Below are 17866 nucleotides of genomic sequence, written 5' to 3' on the forward strand. Positions count from 1 at the left end.
CGGCGACCCGGCGCCCGGACCGGGCCGCTCAGCCGGCCGTGCGGGCCGTGCGGTCCAGGGTGTAGCGCCGTTGCAACAGCAGCGCGACGAGCATCGCCGCCGCGGGCAGCAGCCCGAAGCCCCAGCGGATCGCGGTCAGCGCGCCGTCGGGCTGCGTGACGCCCTCGCCGGCGGTGGAGGCGACGAACCCGCCCGCGGCCAGGCACAGCGAGTACGCCCACGGGCCCAGCGCCGCCCCGGTGGCCTCGGTGGCCGTCCAGACCCCGGTGTAGGTGCCGGCGGCCCCGCCGCCCGCGCGGATGACGTCGGGCACCATCGAGAACGGCAGCAACTGCATGCCGGCGAAGGCGACTCCGAGCACCGCGACGGCGGCCACCAGCACGGGCAACCCCGCGGGACGGCCGACCGCGAGGACCAGCGAGCCGGCCGCGAAGGCGCCCTGGGCGCCCAGCAGCGCCCGCTGCTTGCCGATCCGGCGCGCCAGCGTCAGCCACGCCGGGGTGACCAGCAGCGCCGGGGCGACGAACGCGGCCACCAGCACGGTGGTCAGCCCGGGGCGGCCCAGCTCGTACTCGGCGTAGTAGGGCACCGCGGCCAGGACCAGGTGGGTGGTGGTGGACATGGCCAGGTACGCGGCGACCAGCCAACGGAACTGCCGGTCGCGCAGCGCCACGACCAGCGCCCGCCAGCCGCCGCCGTGCGGTGCGGGCGTCGCGGCGGCGGCCCGGCGCAGCCGGGCGATGCCCGCCACGCCGACGAGCATGGCGGCCAGCATCCCGACGGCCAGCAGCACGCCCATCCGCTGGTAGCCGGCGCGGGTGGCGTCCTCGCCGCCGGCCAGCAGGGGTGCCAGCAGCCCGGAGACGAGGATGCCGAGGGTCAGCACCACCATCCGGAAGGCCATCAGCCGCGTGCGCTCGTGGTAGCCGATCCGCAGGTCGGCGGGGGTGGCCAGGTAGGGGACCTGGTAGGCGGCGAAGAGCAGGTTGCCGGCGACGAAGGCGAGCGCCACCCAGGCGGCGGCCGGCGCGCCGGTGAGCCCGCCGGGCACGGCGAACAGCGTGGCGAAGGCCAGCGGCAGGGCGCAGCCGAGCAGCAGCAGCCGGCGCCGGTCGCCCCGGCGGGCCTGTTCGACGTCGCAGCGGTGCCCGATCCAGGGGTGCAGCAGCACGTCGGCGATCTTCGGCAGCAGCAGCGCCAGGCCGGCCAGCCAGGGGGCGACGGCCAGCACGTCGGTGAGGAAGTAGAGCAGCAGCAGGCCGGGCACCGTCACCCAGACGCCCATGCCGAGGGAGCCGGCGGCGAAGCCGAGCAACGGCCCGCGGGGAAGGGCGGTGGTGGTGTCCGTACCGGCCGGCTGCTGGTCGAGCCCGGTCATGGCGGCCTCCTCGGCGGGCACGCCGCCCGCAATCCAACGGATGCTGGATTGTAGGGGCAGAATGGCGGCCATGACCATGCCCCGCCGTCGACCCGGGCGGCCCCGCCGCGAGGAGACCCGACCGACCCGGGAGGTGGTGCTCACCGCCGCGACCGCGCTGTTCGCCCGGCGGGGCTTCGACGCCGTCGGGCTGCGGGAGGTCGCGGCCGCCGCCGGCGTCGACGTCGCCACGGTCTCGCACCACACGGGTACGAAGGCGCAACTCTACGACGCCTGCTTCGCGCGGGTCTTCGCCGCCGAGCGGGAGGCCCTCGAAGCGGCGGCCGGGCGCGCCCGGCAGGCCCTGCACAGCGGGCCGGGCGAGGTCCGGCGGGCGCTGCACGACCTGGTGGACGTGTTCGTGGACTTCCTGGAGGACCGGCCGGAGACCACCGCGTTGTGGCTGCGCCGCTGGTTGGAGCCGCAGCGGCACGCCGAACTCGACGAGCGCTACGCAGCGCCGCTGTACCGGCTCGTCGCCGACCTGCTCAGCGCCGCCGCGGCGGCCGGGGCGCTGGTCGAGCCGGCGCCGCACGTGACGGTACGCAGCCTGGTGTGGGCGGTGCACGGTCACGTGGTGGCCCTGGCCGCCGGCGGGGGGTCGCAGGCGCGCGAGCGGCGGGAGTTCCGCGCGTTCGTGCACCGCTTCCTCGACGGCCTGTACGGGCCGGCCACGCCTTGACGTGCCGGCCCGTACCGGGCCATTATCCAACGCACGTTGGATTAATGGGGAGGAGCCGGCGATGGGTGCACAGCACCGGGTGGCGGTCATCGGCGCGGGCGCGGCCGGACTGGCCACCCTCAAGGCGCTCGCCGACGTCGGCGTGCCCGCCGTCTGCTTCGAGGCGGCCGACCGCGTCGGTGGCCTCTGGGTGTACGGGGCGCCCGGCTCGCCCGCGTACCGGACCCTGCACCTGAACACCAGCAAGGCCCGCACCGAGTTCGCCGACCACCCGATGCCGGCGCACTGGCCGGACTACCCCGACCACGCCCGGGTCGCCGGCTGGCTCACCGACTACGCCGACCGGTTCGGGCTGCACGACGCGGTGCGGCTGCGGCACACCGTCGACCGGGTCGCCCGCGGCGGCGACGGCCGGTGGGCGGTGCACGCCGACGGACCCGACGGCGGTGTCGAGGTCACCGTCGACGCCGTCGTCGTCGCCAACGGCCACAACCGGGTGCCGAAACCGCCCGCCCCCGACCACCCGGGCACCTGCACCGCCGAGCAGCTGCACAGCCACGCCTACCGGGGCCCCGACCAACTCGCCGGCCGGCGGGTCCTGGTCGTCGGCGGCGGCAACTCCGCCATGGACATCGCCGTGGACGCCTCGTACGCGGCCCGGCGCACCCTGCTGTCGCTGCGCCGGGGCGTCTGGGTGGTGCCGAAACACCTGCTCGGCCGCCCATCGGACACCCTCAACGGCGCCCTCGCCCGGCGGTTGCCGTGGCGGCTGCGCCAGCGCATCACCCAGCGGCTGCTCGCCGCCACCGTCGGCGCGCCCACCCGCTACGGCCTGCCCGCCCCCGCCCACGGCTTCCTCCAGGACCACCCCACGCTGTCGGACGGGCTGCTGTCCCGGCTGACCCACGGCGAGATCGAGCCCCGCCCCGGCATCGCCGGCTTCGACGGCGATCGGGTCACCTTCACCGACGGCCGCGTCGACGAGGTCGACCTGGTGATCTGGTGCACCGGCTACCGGGTCGAGATCCCGTTCCTCGACCCGGCGTTGCTCGGCGCCGGGGCGGACACCCTGCCGCTGTACCGGCACGTCTTCCACCTCGACGCGCCCGGGTTGGCGTTCGTCGGGCTGATGCAGTCCACCGGTGCGGCGTTCCCGCTGGTCGAGGCACAGGCCAAGCTTGTCGCGGCGCAGCTGTCCGGCCGCTACGCGCTGCCCGAGCCGCACCGGCAGCGCGCCGCCTGCCGGGCCGAGCTGCGCGCCGCCACCGCCCGGTGGGGGCAGCGCCGGCCCGCCATGCGGGTGGACTTCGACGCGTACCTGGCCGAGCTGGGCCGGGAACTGGCCGCCGGCACCCGCCGCGCCCGCGGAGCCGCGGCGTGAGCGGGCTGGCGGGTCGCCGGGTGCTCCTCACCGGGGCCAGCGGCACCTTCGGCCGGCACCTGTGCGCCGCGTTCACCGCCGCCGGGGCACGGGTCGTCGGCATCGACCGGCAACCGGGCACCGTCGCCGTCGACCGCGACCCGGGCGACGGCGAGGGGGTGCCGGTGCTCGGCTGCGACCTGACCGACCCGGCCGCCGTGGCGCCCACCGTCGCCGCCGCCGTGGACCGCCTCGGCGGGCTGGACCTGCTGGTCAACAACGCCGGCGTCGGCGGACCCGCCCCGGCCGAGCTGCCGCCCGACGAGGTGGTGCGCCAGCAGCTGGAGGTGAACCTGCTCGCCGCCTGGCGCACCACCGCCGCCGCGCTGCCCGCCCTGGAGGCCGCCCGGGGGCGGGTGGTCTTCGTCGCCAGCCGGATGGCCCTGCTGCCGCTGCCGCTGGCCGCCGCGTACGGGGTCAGCAAGCGGGCGCTGGTCGCCTACGCCGACGCGCTGCGCCACGAGGTGGGCACCCACGTCGGGGTGAGCGTCGTCTACCCGAGCATGGTCGCCTCGCCGATCCACGACAGCACCGCCGACGCCGGCCTGTCCCTGAACGGGGTGTCCCGCCCGGAACCGGTGGCGGGGGTCGTCGCGGCGATCCTGCACGCCGCCACCGCCCGGCGGGCGCCCCGGGACGTGGCCACCACCAGGCGTGGGCGCCTCGAACTGGCCCTCGCGCGGCACGCGCCGAGGCTGGCCGACCGGCTGGTGCGCCGTACCGTCGCCAGCCGGCTCGCCGCCGGTGACCTGGACGCCGCGCCGCTGGCCGCCGGGATGCGGCGCCGGCACCGCGCCGGCTGACCCGTCAGCCCGGCGCGGCTGTCAGTCCGGCGCGCCGAAGGCCACCTCGATCGGTGTCGCCGCGGCCAGGTCCACGTCCCGTGCGCCGTACGGGCTGCGCACGCTGATCCGCTGCGCGACGGGGGAGCACAGGCGGGCCCGCACCCGCCCCGGCGACCAGGACAGCTCCTCGACGCCGACGCGGCCCCGGCAGGCCACCCCGCGCAGCACCCCCGCGTCGAGGCCCGGCAGCGCGGCCGGCAGCAGCCGCAGCAGCCCCGGGCGGGACTGCACCAGCGACTCGATCAGCACCGCCGGCAGGGCATGCGCGGCGTCGGCGTTGTACGTCACCAGGCCCGGGTTGTGCGCGCTCATCAGCGACCGGAAGAACATGTCGTTGCCGACGATCTTCAGCAGGTTCGCGGCGGTAAGCGCCCCGTCGTGCAGCCGGGCGGCGGCCAGCGCCCGGTGCAGGCTGCCGTGCGCGGAGAGGTTCTCGTCGCCGCGCAGCGTCAGCGCCCGGTGCGCGGCCCGGGCCAGCTCGGGGGTGTCGTCCGGGTTGATCTCGTCGAGCGGCCACACCGGGTAGAGGTGGCTGACGTGGCGGTGGTCGTCGTCGCCGTGGTAGCCGGGCCACGCCCACTCGGCCAGTGCCCCGCGCCCGTCCACCCGGTACGCGGGCAGCCGCCCCAGCAGCCCCGCCCACCGCTGCGAGCCGGTCACCTCGGCGGCGGTACGCAGGGCGTGCCGGGCGGCGGCGATGTCCATCGTGGCGTTCACGGCCACGTGCACCGCCCGCCCCCGCTCGTCGTGCGGACCGGTCTCCGCCGAGTACGACGGCACCACGACCACCGTGCCCGCCTCGTCAGTGACGGTGAGAAAGTCGGCGAAGAAGTCCGCCACCTCCGCCAGCCAGCCGGCCAGTTCCCCGAGGGGCGCACCGGTGACCAGGTGCTGCTCGTGCAGCGGGTGCAGCAGCCAGTCCGCGCCGGGCAGCCACGCGGCGAAGGGCCAGTCCTCGTGCAGGTGGAACAGGTGGCCGTGCTCGCCGTCGGTGCGGCTGGGCGCCAGCAGGCCCCGGGCCCCGTAGATCGCCCGCGCGTTGCGCCGCCAGTCGTCGACCTGGCCGCGTACCAGGTTGGCGTGGGCCGCGGTCACCTCCGGCAGGGCGCCGACGTTCGCGCCGGCCAGTTGCAGGTTCAGGTTGGCGTCGGTGGTGAAGTCGCCCGCCCAGGCGGCGTCCCACGAGCCGAGCCACAGCCCGGTCAGCCGGGGCGGCAGGACACCGCTGGAGCTGAGCAGCAGGTAACGGCCGGCGTGGAACAGCCGCTCCAGCAGCGCCGGCCGCAGCGTGCCCGCGTCGGCGTCCTGCGCCGCGAGCAACTCGCCCACGGGCAGTTCCCGCTGCGCGTCCGGCACCCGCAGGTCCAGGCTCACCCGCCCGTAGGCGCGGCCGTGCAGCACGACGTGCCGGGCCAGCAGGCTCTCGTAGTCGTCGCCGGCGTGGGCCGCCAGCCGCTCCTCCAGCTCGCCGGTGCGCCAGGGTGGCGTGTCGGGGCGGTCGATCGCCGTGGTCAGCAGCACCGGGCCGCGTACCGCCACCCGGTCGTCGCCGAGGACCGCCACGTCGCCGCGCAGCAGGGTGAGCCCCTCGAAGCCGTACGCGCCGCCCGCGTCGGGGTAGCGGCCCCGCACCCGCAGGAAGACCAGCTCCCCCCGGCGGTACGCGGCGACGGTGTAGCGCACCGGATCCGGCCGGCCCGGCAGGTCCCCGGTGACGCCCACCTCGCAGGTGCCCGCGTCGACGTGCGTGACCACCAGCGCGTCGGCCCGGGAGACGAACGAGCGCCGCCGCCCGCCCGCCCACTCGACGACGACCTCCCCGGTGGTGAACTCGGTGCGGCGCCGGTAGCCGTCGACGGGGCCGGGCGCCACGGCGTCGACGGTGAGGGCGAAGCCGGGATGGAACGACTGCGTCCAGCGCAGCACCCCGTCGCCGGCGAGCAGCCGGCTGGCCTCGGCGCGCCGGCCGGCGAGGATCAGCTCACGGACGCGGGGCAGCAGGGCGGCCAGCTCCGGCGGCCGGGCGTCGCGGGTGCCGTTGGGCAGGACGAAGCGGTGGTGGTTGACGATGATGCGTTCGGCGTGTGGCCGGCCGTACACCATGATCCCGGCCTCGCCGTTGCCGGAGAGGAACGCGTCCTCCCAGCGCCCGGCGGGGGCGGTGTCGACGATGCGGTGCGCGGCGGGTGACGGCCCGGCCGTCACCGGCCGGCCCTCGCCGCCGGGGCGGGTGCGGCGGTGCTGCCGCGTACCGTCAGCCGCGGCGGCAGCAGGGTGACCTCCGGCACCGCCTCGCCGTCGAGCTTGCGCATCAGCAGCGACACGGCCTGCGTGCCGATCTCCTCGGCGGGGACGGGCACGGCGGTGAGCATCGGGCTGGCCTGCTCGGCGAAGCGGTCGGGGCAGACGGCGACCACCGACACGTCCTGCGGCACGCGCCGGCCCAGCGCGGGCAACGTGGCCAGCACCGGGTCCACGGCGGCCTCGTTCTGCACGATCAGCCCCGACACGTCGGGGTGGCGTTCCAGCAGGTCGGCGAGGGTGCGGCGGACGGCCGCCGCCCCCTCCTCGCAGGGCAGCGCCACCGCGTCGACGCCGTGCCCTGCGGCGGCCTCGACCACGCCGGTGCGGGTGCGGTGCGCGAAGCCCGTGCCCCGGTCGTAGACGGCGGCGGGCGCGCCGAGCAGCGCCACGCGCCGGTGCCCCAGCCCGGCCAGGTGCGCGACGCAGGCCCCGCCGGCCCGGTGGAAGTCCAGGTCCACGCAGGTCAGGCCGGTGGCGTCGGCGGGCAGGCCGATGAGCACGCTGGGCCGGGCCAGCGCCCGCAGCAGCGGCACCCGCGGGTCGTCCAGCTCCACGTCCATCACCAGGACGCCGTCGACCAGGGCGGTGGCGGCGACGCGCCGCAGGCCGGCGGGCCCCTCGTCGGAGGTGACCAGCAGCACGTCGTGGTCGAAGCGGCGGGCGGTGGTGACCACGGCCATGGCGAACTGCATCACCACGGGCACCTGCATCCCCGCGCGCAGCGGCAGCACCAGCGCGATCACGTTGGCCCGCCGGCTGGCCAGGGCCCGCGCGCCGGCGTGCGGGTGGTAGCCGAGCGACCGGATGCTGGCCAGCACCCGGTTGCGGGTGACCTCGGAGATGACGCGCTTGCCGCTGAGCACGTACGACACGGTGCTCACCGCGACCCCGGCGTGCCGGGCGACGTCGGCGATGGTGGGCTGCCCGGGCGACGGGCGCCCCCGCGCCCCGCTCACCGCGCCCGCCCCGAGGCCGGCACGGCCGCCCGGCCGTCGGTGGCCGCCTCGTCGCCGCGTACGGCGAGGGTGCCGACCAGCCGCACGTCGCGCGCGGAGCGCCCGACCATGACCGTGTGGGTGGCGTCCTCCACCACGCGGCGGCCCCGGGTCTCGTCCCACCAGCTCAGCTCGGCGGTACGCAGCCGCAGCCGCACCACCTGCCGCTGCCCCGGCGCGAGGCTGATCCGGGCGAAGTCCCGCAGCTGGCGCAGCGGCTGCTTGACGCGGGAGCGGCGCTGGCGCGTGTAGAGCTGCACGACCTCCTCGCCGGGGCGGTCGCCGGCGTTGGTGACCTCGACGCTCACCTCGACCTCCTCGCCGGCGGTGGCCTCGTCGACGCTCAGCCGCAGGCCGGCGTACTCGAAGCGGGTGTAGCTCAGCCCGTGGCCGAACGGGTACAGCGGGTCGCCCCGGTGGTACAGGTAGGTGGCGTCGGAGCCGATCACGTCGTAGTCGAGCAGGTCGGGCAGTTCGGCGGCGTCGGCGTACCAGGTCTGGGTGAGTCGGCCGCCGGGCTCGGCGTCGCCCAGCAGCACGTCGCCCAGGGCGGTGCCCTGCTCCTGGCCGCCGTGCGCCGACCAGAGCACCGCCGGCAGATGTTCCTCGGCCCAGCCCACCGCGTACGGGTAGCTGCTGGTCACCACCAGCACGGTGCGCGGGTTGGCGGCGTGCACCGCCCGCAGCAGCGTCTCCTGGCCGGTGGGCAGAGCCAGGTCGACGCGGTCCTCGGTCTCCCGGCCGTTGACCATCGGGTGGTTGCCCAGCGCCACCACCGCCACGTCGGCTTCGGCGGCCAGGGCGGCGGCCTCGGCGGCCCCGTCGGCCAGCAGCTCCACCGTGAAGCGGGTCGCGGCGCCCGGGGTCGGTGCGTCGGCGCGCAGCCGCCCGCTGGCGTCGACGGCGACGTACCGGTCGGTGGCGAGGTGGTGCAGCAGCACCGTGCCGTCGGGGCCGTCGTGGAAGCGGAAGGTCTCGCGTACGACCCAGCCGCCCGGTCCCGGGCGGTCGTTGGCGAGCGCGCCGGCCTCGTCGGCTCCGACGTGCCGGCCGTTGCCCGCGGCGCGCAGCGCCACCACGTCGCGCCCCCAGTCGAAGACGTCGAACCCGGTGGCGTCGGCGCCGACGGTGAGCGGGCCGCCGTCGGGGCTGTCGGGGCAGCCGACGTAGCGCCCGCCGACGCGCAGCGCGATCCGGTCGGTGCCGGGGTGGGTGGTGACCGTGGACAGTCGCTCGGCCAGGCCCTGGTACGCGCTCACCGCGTACGGCAGGGTGCCGCTGTACCAGTCCTCGTGGACGGCGTCGGCCAGCGGGCCGAGCACGGCCACCCGCAGGTCCGCATCGGTCAGCGGGAGCAGCCCGTCGTTGCGCAGCAGCACGATCGACTGGCGGGCGGCCTCGCGGGCCAGGTCCCGGTGCGCGGGGCGGTCGACGGCGTCCGGCGCGACGCCGGCGAAGGGGTCGTCGCGCGGCGGGTCCAGGTCGCCGAGGCGGACCCGGACGGTGAGGATCCGCCGGACGGCGCGGTCCACGTCGGACCCGGTGATCAGCCCCCGGTCCAGCGCCTCGGTCAGTCGCGCGACGGTCGGGGCGCTGTCGGCGTCGTCCTCGGTGAAGCTGTCGATCCCGGCGCGCAGGGCGGCGGCGAAGCCGCTGACGTGGTCGGGCAGGTGGCCCTGCACCCCGGCGATGTTGGTCACCGCGCCGGCGTCCCCGACGACCAGCAGTTCCTCGGGCGTCCAGCGGCGCAGTTCGTTCTCGATGAGCGGGCTCAGGTGCGCGGGCACCCCGTTGACCAGGTTGTAGGAGGCCATCACGGCGACGGCCGCGCCGGCGGCGAGGGGGGCGCGGAAGGCGGGCAGCTCGTACTCGTGCAGCACCCGGGGTGGCATGTCGCTGGACGTGGTGGCCCGGTCGGTCTCGTTGTTGTAGGCGAGGAAGTGCTTGACCGTCGGCGCCGTACGCAGCCGCTGCGGGTGGTCGCCGCGCAGCCCCCGGGCGTACGCGGTGGCGAGCCGCCCGGTCAGCCACGGGTCCTCGGACCAGCCCTCCTCGTTGCGTCCCCAGCGGGGGTCGCGCAACGGGTTGACCACCGGCGCCCAGACGTTGAGGCCGACCCGCTCGGGGTCGGCGTGGTGCTTGGCGCGTACCTCGTCGCCGACGGCGGCGCCGACGGCGCGGACCAGCTCGGGGTTCCAGCTGCTGGCGAGCCCGACCGCCTGCGGGAAGACGGTGGCCCTGCCGAGCCAGGCCACCCCGTGCAGCGCCTCGGTGCCGGTGCGGAAGGAGGGTAGGCCGAGGCGGGGCACGGGCGCCTGCCACTGGTGCAGCAGGCCGAGCTTCTCCGGCAGGGTGAGCCGATCCAGCAGGTCGTCGACGATGGCGTGCGGGGAGGGGGCGGGGTGGTCGGTCATGGTCGGGTCGCCTTCCGTGGGTCCGCGTCACGACCGTGTCGAAGCGCTTCGACGAACGGTGGCGCGAGCGGCGTCGCGGTGGGGGTGGCGGCCGCCGGCCCGGAAGCGTTGAAGCGCTTCGACGACTGCGCGAGACATGCCGCCCCGGGTGCCCGAGCCACAGGGCGGCGGTTCGAGGTTGGCACCCCGCGCCGGTCCGGTCAAGGCCCGGTGGCCCCGGGGGTCACGCCGAAGGGAGCCGACCCGACTCGACGGCGGCGAGCGAGGCGGTGGCGCCACCGAGCGCGGTGGCCGCCGAGTCCAGGGTGGAGGCGTCGAGCAGGCACCCGCCGGAATCCGGGGCGTGGGTCCGCGCGGCGAACTCCGTGCGGGCCGCCGGCAGCAGCCACTCCGCCAGGGTCGCGAAGTGCCCGCCGACCACCACGGCCTGCGGGTTGAGCAGGTTGGCCAGGACGGAAGCGGCGTGCCCGAGCCGGCAGCCGACGTCGGCCAGTCCGGCCAGGACGCCGGGGTCGCCCTGGCGGGCCAGCGCCTGGATCCGTTCGATCTCGGGCAGGAAGTCGGTGACCGGCCCGTCCTGCTGGGTGTCGGGCAGCAGGCGGCCGACGACCGCCGGCAGTCCGGCGTACGCGGCCAGGCAGCCGCGCCGCCCGCACCCGCAGGCGGGACCAGCCGGGTCGAGCGTCAGGTGCCCGATCTCGCCCGCGAATCCCCGTCCGCCGCGCAGCAGCCGGCCGCCGGCGACGATCCCCGCGCCGACGGAGGCCCCGCCGGTGAGGTGGACCAGGTGGGCGGCCCCGGCGTACGCGCCGTGGCGGTGCTCGGCGAGGACGGCGAGGTTGGCGTCGGTGTCGACGTCGACGGTGAGACCGGGCTCGCGCAGTGCGGCGCGCAGGTCGGCGGCGAGGGTCACCTCCCGCCAGCCGAGGGCGGTGCCCCGGGGGACGGCGCCGTCGGCGTCGACGAGGCCGGGCACGCCCACGGTCAGGCCGAGCACGCGGCGGCCCTGCCCGGTCAGCCGGGTGATCGCCCGCCGGGCCAGGGCCGCCAGCGCGCGGACCGTCTCGGCGGGGGAGGACGTGGGCGCGGCGAAGGCACGCCGCCAGGTGAGCAGCCGGGTGCCGGCCAGGTCGACGGCGACCACCACCAGTTCGTCGGCGGCGATCTGCATGCCCAGGGCCGCGTACGGGGCGCCGTCGAGGACGAGCATGGTCGCGGGACGACCGACCCGGTTCTCGGTCAGCCCGGTCTCGCGCAGCAGCCGCCGTTCGATCAGCTCGCCGACCAGGCTGGACACGGTGGCCTTGTTCAGGCCGGTGTGCGCCGCGATGTCGGCCCGGGAGCAGGGGGCGTGGCGGCGGACGTGCCGCAGCACGACGGCCCGGTTGGCCGTACGGACGTCGCCGAGGTCGCTCGGCCGCGGTTCGCTGTGGCTGCTGATCACGATCTGTCCGCTCCCTGGGCGACGGTGCGCGATCCCGGTGGTGCCGCGCGCCCCATCATCGCTTACGTGGCGGGTGCCGCTGTCTTGTGGGACGGATCACCGTCGATTAGTTTGTTCGGCTAGAACCCCAACTAATTCTAGCCGGACACGAACGGTCCGCGAAACCGTTATCCGATGACGAAGGGAGTGCGCCGTGAAGCCGTCCCTGCCGGGCGTATCCACCGACCGACGGTCCCTGCTGCGCCTGCTCGGCCTCGGCGCCGCCACGACGATGGGCGGCGCCACCCTGGCCGGTTGCAGCAAGGAGGCCGGGAGCAAGGGCAGCGCCACGCAGGCCGACGCGATCCGGTCGGTGCTGCCCACCCACAAGCCGGCCGACCTGCTCAAGCCCGACATCGTCGGGGAGGGGCCGATCCCCGACGGCTACCTCAGCTACCCCCGCAGCCTGGTCGACGCCGTCACCGAGCAGCCCGGCCGGGGCGGCCCGGCGATCCGCAGCATGAGCCCGTGGTGGGGGCCCACCCCGCCGACCCTGGGCCGCAACTCCTACCTGGCGGCGGTCAACGCCAAGCTGGGCGTGGACCTGGACCCGAGCCTGCAGGACGGCACGACCTACGCCGACAAGCTCAACGCGATGCTCGGCGCCCGCGACGTGCCCGACCTGCTCATGGTCCCCAACTGGGAGGTCGACAAGGTCGCCCGGTTCTCCGACGCCGTCAAGGCGCTGTTCGAGGACCTCACCGACCACCTCAAGGGCGACAACGCGGCGAAGTACCCGTACCTCGCCGCGCTGCCCACCGGCGCGTGGGAGTACTCGGTCTGGGCCGGCCGGCTCTACGCCGTGCCGTACCCCACCGACGGCGTGTTCGCGTGGGCGCTGTTCCACCGCAAGGACCTGTTCGACAAGGCCGGCCTGACCGCGCCCACCTCGCCGGAGGAGCTGCACGAGCTGGGCAGGAAGCTCACCGACCCGGGCAAGGGGGTGTGGGCGTTCGGCAGCATCTTCGACTCGGTGCAGCAGCTTTTCGGCTGCCAGCAGTACTGGCGTAAGAAGCCCGACGGCGGCTTGGAGCACAAGTTCGAGAACCCGGCCTTCCGCGCGGCCCTGGAGTTCACCGCGAAGCTCTTCGCCGAGGGGCTGGTGCACCCCGACACGGTGGCCAGCAAGGGCGCCGACGAGAAGCAGCTCTTCAAGGCCGGCAAGATCGCGATGTTCCAGGACGGGCTCGGCGCGTGGCAGGGCCTGCAGGGCGAGCAGTCCAAGGTCCTGCCGAGCTTCGACATGCAGCCGCTGCCGGTGTTCGGCGCGGCCGGCGCCCAGCCGGTCATCTGGGGCAGCGAGAAGCCGATCTTCTTCACCTTCCTGAAAAAGGGCGCCGGCGCGGAGCGGGTCGACGAGCTGCTGCGGGTGCTCAACTGGTGCGCCGCGCCGTTCGGCAGCCGCGAGTTCGAGCTGCGCGAGTACGGCGTGGAGGGCAAGCACTTCACCCGGGGTTCCGACGGCAGTCCGCTGCCCAGCGACCTCGGCCGCAAGGAGCTGGGCGGCCAGTACAACTTCTGCCGGGTCCCGGTGAAGGTGAAGAGCAGCGACACGCCGAACTACGTCCAGCAGTACCTGGACTACTACAAGAAGAACATCGGCCTGCTGGAGAAGGACCTGTTCGCCGGGATCAAGCTGGAACTGCCGGCCAACTGGTCGAAGATCCTCCAGCCGACGGAGGACAAGATCCGCGACATCCTGCGCGGCCGTCGCCCGATCAGCGACCTCGACCAGGTGACGAAGGAGTTCCTCGCCTCCGGCGGTGAGGAGGGGCGCGCGTTCCACGAGAAGGCGCTCGCCGACAACGGCCGATGAGCGGCCCGGGCACCGCCGGCGCGGTCGACGCGCCGGCAGACACCCGCCCGACCCGGCCCGGCCGTCGAGGCAGGGCCGCCGGTCGTACGCCGCCCGTCCGGCCCCGGCGTACCCTGCGGGACCGGCTGCGCCGGGACTGGCCGCTGCTGGCCATGACGGCGCCCGCCGCGTGCCTGTTGCTGGTCTTCCACTACGTGCCGACGCTGGGCAACGTCATCGCCTTCCAGGACTACAACCCGTTCGTCGGCGACGACCCCCTCGAGGCGTTCCTCTACAGCGAGTGGATCGGCTTCGGCAACTTCGAGGCGCTCTTCGGCGACCCGCTGTTCTGGGACGCGGTGCGTAACACCCTCACCATCACCGCGTTCCAGCTCGTCTTCTTCTTCCCGCTGCCGATCCTGCTGGCGATCCTGCTCAACAGCCTGGTCTCGGGGCGCGTGCGGGGCTTCGTGCAGAGCGTCGTCTACCTGCCGCACTTCTTCAGCTGGGTACTGGTGGTCACGTTCTTCGTGCAGATGCTCGGCGGCGCCGGGCTGCTGGCCCAGGAGATGCGCGAGGCCGGACTGCAGCCCTGGAACGTGATGACCAACCCGGACACGTTCATCGTCCTGGTCACCGCCGAGTCGGTGTGGAAGGACGTCGGCTGGGGCGCGATCGTGTTCCTGGCCGCGCTGTCCGCGATCGACCCCAACCTGTACGAGGCGGCGGCCGCCGACGGGGCCGGCCGGTGGCGGCGGCTGTGGCACATCACCCTGCCGGGCCTGCGTCCGGTGATCGTGCTGCTGCTCATCATGCGGCTGGGCGACGCGCTGTCGGTCGGCTTCGAGCAGTTCATCCTGCAACGCGAGGCCGTCGGCCGGGAGGCCGCCGAGGTGCTGGACACGTTCGTCTACTACCAGGCCATCAGCACCCAGCAGTGGGGCCTCGGCGCCGCCGCCGGCCTGTTCAAGGCCGTGGTCGGGCTGGTCCTCATCCTCACCGCCAACAAGGTGGCACACCGGCTCGGCGAGCAGGGGGTGTACGCAAAGTCATGACCGCACAGCTCAGTGGCGTCGGCCCCGTGCCGGCGCGCCCGACACTCGACCCGCCGCCCCGGCGGCGCAACTCCCGTCGCCCGGCCTGGGAGGAACCGCCCACGGCGGCGGGCACCGTGGCCAAGGGAGCGGTGCTCGTGCTGCTCGTCGCGGCCGTGCTCGTGCCCCTGTGGGCGGTGCTGGTGACCAGCCTCGCCTCGCGCAGCACGATCGACGAGGCCGGCGGGATGGTGATGGTGCCCCGCGAGATAGACCCGTCGGCGTACGTCACCATCTTCAGCGGCGGGCAGATCACCCAGGCCGTGTGGATCAGCACCCTGGTCACCGTCCTCGGCACGACCGTGAGCCTGGTGCTCACCGTCCTCGCCGCGTACGGGCTGTCCCGGCCCGGGTCGGTGGGGCACCGGGGACTGCTCTTCTTCTTCCTGCTGACCTTCCTGATCTTCCCCGGTCTGGTGCCCAGCTACCTCGTGGTCACCGGCCTCGGGCTCAAGGACAGCATCTGGTCGCTGATCCTGCCCAGCGCGATCAGCGTGTTCAACCTGGTGGTGATCCGGGCGTTCTTCATGAACGTCCCCGGTGAGCTGCTCGACAGCGCCCGCATCGACGGCGCGGGAGAGTTCCGCATCCTGTGGCGCATCGTGCTGCCGCTGTCCAGGGCGGTGATCGCCGTCGTCGGTCTCTTCTACGCCGTCGGCTACTGGAACGCCTACTTCAACGCGGTGCTCTACATCGACGACAACGACAAGTTCCCGATCCAGCGGGTGTTGCAGAGCTACATCCTCGCCGGCCAGTCGCCGAACGTGTCCGGGGCGGCGGTGAGCCTGCCGGGCATCAGCGCGTACCCGCCGACCCTGGCGGTGAAGATGGCGGTGGTGATGGTGACCGTCGTGCCGGCGGTGATCGTCTACCCGTTCGTGCAGCGGCACTTCACCAAGGGTGTGATCACCGGTGCGGTGAAGGGCTGACCGAGCCTGAGCGGCGCCCGACCCCTGACGGGTCGGGCGCCGCTCGCTGTCAGGCCGGGTCGGGGAACCACCCGTCGAAGGGCGCCGGGGTGACCGGCTCGCCGTTGAGCAGCAGCCGGGCCGGCAGGTCCGCGCCGGCGACGCTGACGTGCGCCACCCGCAGCGGACCGTCGGTGCGTACCCGCAGGGTGTCGCCGTCGCGGACCGCCTCGACGACGGTGTCGCCGTCGACGTCGTGCAGCACCGTACGGGCGTCGACGGCGCCCCAGCTCACCAGCGTCACGTCGCGGAACGGCCCGTCGCCGACCGTGTCGCCCGGCGCGACCACCGGCACGAGCGCGCCGTGGCGGACGTAGAGCGGCAGCCGGTGCGGCGGCACGTCAACCCGCAGGTGCCGCCCGCCGGGGTGCCGCTCGCCGGTGGCGGCGTCGACCCAGTCGTCACCCACCGGCAGGTAGACGTCGCGCCGCCCGGACGGGTCCGTGACGGGGGCGACCAGCAGGTCGGTGCCGAGGCGGTACTGCAGGTCCGTCGTCCACGCGGTCGGGTCGTCGGGCGTGTCCACCAGCAGCGCGCGCATCATCGGCGCCCCGTCGGCGGCCGAGCGCACCGCCGCCGACCACAGGTACGGCATCAGCCGGTAGCGCAGCCGCAGGGCGGCCACCGCGTCGCGTTCGGTCTCGGCGGGGAAGTCCCACGGCAGCCGGCTGGTGGTGCCGTGCAGGCGGACCAGCGGCGACAGCGCGCCGAACTGGGTCCACCGGACGTACAACTCGGGCGTCGGGGTGCCGTGGAAGCCGCCGGTGTCGTGGCTCCAGAACGGCACGCCGGAGAGCCCGTGCGACAGCCCGCCGCGCAGCGTGCTGGCCAGCCCCGGCCAGGTGGCGTTGACGTCGCCGCTCCACTGGGCGCTGTGCCGCTGCCCGCCGAGGTACGACGAGCGCGCCCACACCGTGCGGTGCCCGGTCACCTCCTGCGTCACCTCGGCGACGACGTCGTTGAACAGCAGCGCGTACACGTTGTGCAGCTCGACGCCCGTCATCCCGTTGTGGGCGACGGCGTCGACGGGCACGCCCTCGGCGAAGTCGGTCTTGAACACCGCCACGCCCTGCTCCAGCAGGGGCCGCAGCAGCCCGGTGAACCACTCGACGGCCGCCGGGTTGGTGAGGTCCACGATGGCGCTCGCCGGATGGCTGCCGTGCCAGACGTCGGCGACGTACGTCGTGCCGTCGGCGTGGCGCAGGAAGTAGCCGGCCTCGGCCGCCGCGGCGTAGAGCGGGCTGTCGGTCATCAGGTACGGGTTCATCCAGAGGCAGACCCGGAAGCCCTGCTCCGCGAGGCTCCGCAGCATCGCCGTCGGGTCGGGGAACGCCTCGGCGTCCCACTGCAGGTCCGACCAGCGGCCGGCGACCTGCCAGTAGCAGTCCAGGTGCAGCACGTCGCAGGGGATGCCGCGCTCGCGCAGCAGGCGGGCACGCTCCAGCACCCGCTCCTGCGAGTCGGGGAAGAAGCCCGAGGAGACCCAGGCGCCGAACGCCCACTTCGGCGGCAGGTACGGCCGGCCGGTGAGCCGGTCGAAGCGGTCGAGCACCTGCGCCGGGGTCGGGCCGGCCAGCACGTAGTAGTCGAGCAGGTCGTCGGGGACGAGGAGCTGCACGCTGCTGTGGGTGGACTGACAGACGTCGAACTGCACGGGCAGCCCGCTGTCGACCAGCACCCCGTAGCCCCGGTCGGACAGGTAGAACGGCACGTTCTTGTGGGAGCGGTCCGACTCGCCGCCGAAGGCGTCGAAGTTCCACATCAGCGGCCGCTGCCCGCGCTTGTCCAGGGGGGTGAACTTCTCGCCGAAGCCCACGAAGCGTTCGTCGCCGGGCGCGACGAAGCTCTCGTGCCAGGCGACGGGCGCGCCGTCGACGGTGGAGCGGCCGAACGGCAGGGTGCGCCGCCGGCCGCTGATGTCGCGGGTGCCCGGGTCCTGTTCGAGCAGCAGCCGCCCGTCGGGGCCGAGGAAGCGCAGGTGCCACGGGTCCAGCCGGATCTCGGCGACCACGGCGCCGGCGTCGATGCGGACGCGGGTGTCGTCGACGGTGACGGTGGCGGGGTGGCTGCCGGGGTGCACCAGGGACAGCGCCCGCGCGGAGCGGCTGCGGGCCTGCGGATCGTCGGACAGGCGTACCCGGATCACCCCCTCACCGGCGGCGTCGACGCGCACCACCATGCTCGCGCCGTCGGAGAGGGCGGCCTTGAACGTCACCCCGTGCGCGTCGGTCGCGACGACCTCGGCCCGACCGACGACGGCGGCCGCGTCCTCGCCGGGGCCGCGCACCGGCAGGTCGGGTGGGTCGGCCACGAAGGTCTCGTACGGGACCAACGGCGGTCGGTAGGGCATCGGCGTCTCCTCCAGGATGGTTCCGGCGGTCCCGCCAGTTTCTTTGGCTTCCCAACTAACTGTCAACGTCAACCTGCACCGGATCGGCGGATCATCGGC

General features: G+C 74.8%; 12 protein-coding genes. 6 read left to right on the forward strand and 6 right to left on the reverse strand.

Annotation, left to right across the window (positions count from 1 at the left end):
• Positions 1–28 precede the first annotated feature (28 nt).
• Positions 29–1378, reverse strand: a complete 1350-nt coding sequence (locus ACN27A_RS03545) for an MFS transporter (RefSeq protein WP_421449765.1) — start codon at positions 1376–1378, stop codon at positions 29–31.
• Between the two features lie 70 nt (positions 1379–1448).
• Here ACN27A_RS03545 and ACN27A_RS03550 point away from each other — a divergent pair, with 70 nt between their 5' ends.
• The 3 genes from ACN27A_RS03550 (at position 1449) to ACN27A_RS03560 (ending at position 4322) form a co-directional block, all read left to right on the forward strand.
• Positions 1449–2099: a TetR/AcrR family transcriptional regulator gene (locus ACN27A_RS03550; RefSeq protein ID WP_357580685.1), complete on the forward strand. Its 651-nt coding sequence runs from the start codon at positions 1449–1451 to the stop codon at positions 2097–2099.
• Positions 2100–2160: 61 nt separating this feature from the next.
• Positions 2161–3480: a flavin-containing monooxygenase gene (locus tag ACN27A_RS03555; protein WP_421449766.1), complete on the forward strand. Its 1320-nt coding sequence runs from the start codon at positions 2161–2163 to the stop codon at positions 3478–3480.
• Positions 3477–4322: an SDR family NAD(P)-dependent oxidoreductase gene (locus tag ACN27A_RS03560; RefSeq protein ID WP_421449767.1), complete on the forward strand. Its 846-nt coding sequence runs from the start codon at positions 3477–3479 to the stop codon at positions 4320–4322. The genes ACN27A_RS03555 and ACN27A_RS03560 overlap by 4 nt, the downstream gene beginning before the upstream one ends.
• Before the next feature lie 21 nt (positions 4323–4343).
• Here the strand turns inward: ACN27A_RS03560 and ACN27A_RS03565 are convergent, their stop codons facing one another.
• From ACN27A_RS03565 to ACN27A_RS03580, 4 genes are all read right to left on the reverse strand, one after another.
• Positions 4344–6569: a glycosyl hydrolase family 95 catalytic domain-containing protein gene (locus tag ACN27A_RS03565; protein WP_421449769.1), complete on the reverse strand. Its 2226-nt coding sequence runs from the start codon at positions 6567–6569 to the stop codon at positions 4344–4346.
• Positions 6566–7624: a LacI family DNA-binding transcriptional regulator gene (locus ACN27A_RS03570; protein ID WP_421449770.1), complete on the reverse strand. Its 1059-nt coding sequence runs from the start codon at positions 7622–7624 to the stop codon at positions 6566–6568. Before ACN27A_RS03570 ends, ACN27A_RS03565 begins: the two co-directional genes overlap by 4 nt.
• A complete protein-coding gene (locus tag ACN27A_RS03575) occupies positions 7621–10077 on the reverse strand; it encodes a glycoside hydrolase family 3 C-terminal domain-containing protein (protein ID WP_421449772.1) in 2457 nt (818 codons plus the stop codon). Before ACN27A_RS03575 ends, ACN27A_RS03570 begins: the two co-directional genes overlap by 4 nt.
• 223 nt (positions 10078–10300) lie before the next feature.
• The gene (locus ACN27A_RS03580; RefSeq protein ID WP_421449773.1) at positions 10301–11521 is read right to left on the reverse strand and encodes an ROK family transcriptional regulator; all 1221 of its coding nucleotides are present in this window, start codon (positions 11519–11521) and stop codon (positions 10301–10303) included.
• A 193-nt stretch (positions 11522–11714) separates the two neighbouring features.
• Here ACN27A_RS03580 and ACN27A_RS03585 point away from each other — a divergent pair, with 193 nt between their 5' ends.
• The 3 genes from ACN27A_RS03585 to ACN27A_RS03595 are packed head-to-tail and all read left to right on the forward strand — an operon-like array spanning position 11715 to position 15378.
• Entirely contained in the window at positions 11715–13376 is a 1662-nt protein-coding gene (locus tag ACN27A_RS03585) for an extracellular solute-binding protein (RefSeq protein WP_421449774.1), read from the forward strand.
• Positions 13373–14410, forward strand: coding sequence for an ABC transporter permease (locus ACN27A_RS03590; RefSeq protein ID WP_421449775.1), 1038 nt, complete (start codon positions 13373–13375; stop codon positions 14408–14410). The genes ACN27A_RS03585 and ACN27A_RS03590 overlap by 4 nt, the downstream gene beginning before the upstream one ends.
• Positions 14407–15378, forward strand: a complete 972-nt coding sequence (locus ACN27A_RS03595) for a carbohydrate ABC transporter permease (RefSeq protein ID WP_421449776.1) — start codon at positions 14407–14409, stop codon at positions 15376–15378. The genes ACN27A_RS03590 and ACN27A_RS03595 overlap by 4 nt, the downstream gene beginning before the upstream one ends.
• 49 nt (positions 15379–15427) lie before the next feature.
• On the opposite strand, the gene ACN27A_RS03600 is transcribed toward ACN27A_RS03595, so the two are convergent.
• Complete coding sequence (locus ACN27A_RS03600; protein WP_421449777.1) at positions 15428–17767, reverse strand: TIM-barrel domain-containing protein; 2340 nt, start codon at positions 17765–17767, stop codon at positions 15428–15430.
• Positions 17768–17866: the final 99 nt, after the last annotated feature.

This window comes from Micromonospora sp. WMMD737, from assembly GCF_049179055.1.
In the GTDB taxonomy this organism is placed as follows: Bacteria; Actinomycetota; Actinomycetes; order Mycobacteriales; family Micromonosporaceae; genus Micromonospora; species Micromonospora reichwaldensis.

Excerpts from the sequence above, each read along its gene's own strand:
- ACN27A_RS03545 (WP_421449765.1), bottom strand. The coding sequence starts at position 1,378 with ATGACCGGGCTCGACCAGCAGCCGGCCGGTACGGACACCACCACCGCC.
- ACN27A_RS03595 (WP_421449776.1), top strand. The coding sequence starts at position 14,407 with ATGACCGCACAGCTCAGTGGCGTCGGCCCCGTGCCGGCGCGCCCGACA.
- ACN27A_RS03590 (WP_421449775.1), top strand. The coding sequence starts at position 13,373 with ATGAGCGGCCCGGGCACCGCCGGCGCGGTCGACGCGCCGGCAGACACC.
- ACN27A_RS03600 (WP_421449777.1), bottom strand. The coding sequence starts at position 17,767 with ATGCCCTACCGACCGCCGTTGGTCCCGTACGAGACCTTCGTGGCCGAC.
- ACN27A_RS03550 (WP_357580685.1), top strand. The coding sequence starts at position 1,449 with ATGACCATGCCCCGCCGTCGACCCGGGCGGCCCCGCCGCGAGGAGACC.
- ACN27A_RS03575 (WP_421449772.1), bottom strand. The coding sequence starts at position 10,077 with ATGACCGACCACCCCGCCCCCTCCCCGCACGCCATCGTCGACGACCTG.
- ACN27A_RS03555 (WP_421449766.1), top strand. The coding sequence starts at position 2,161 with ATGGGTGCACAGCACCGGGTGGCGGTCATCGGCGCGGGCGCGGCCGGA.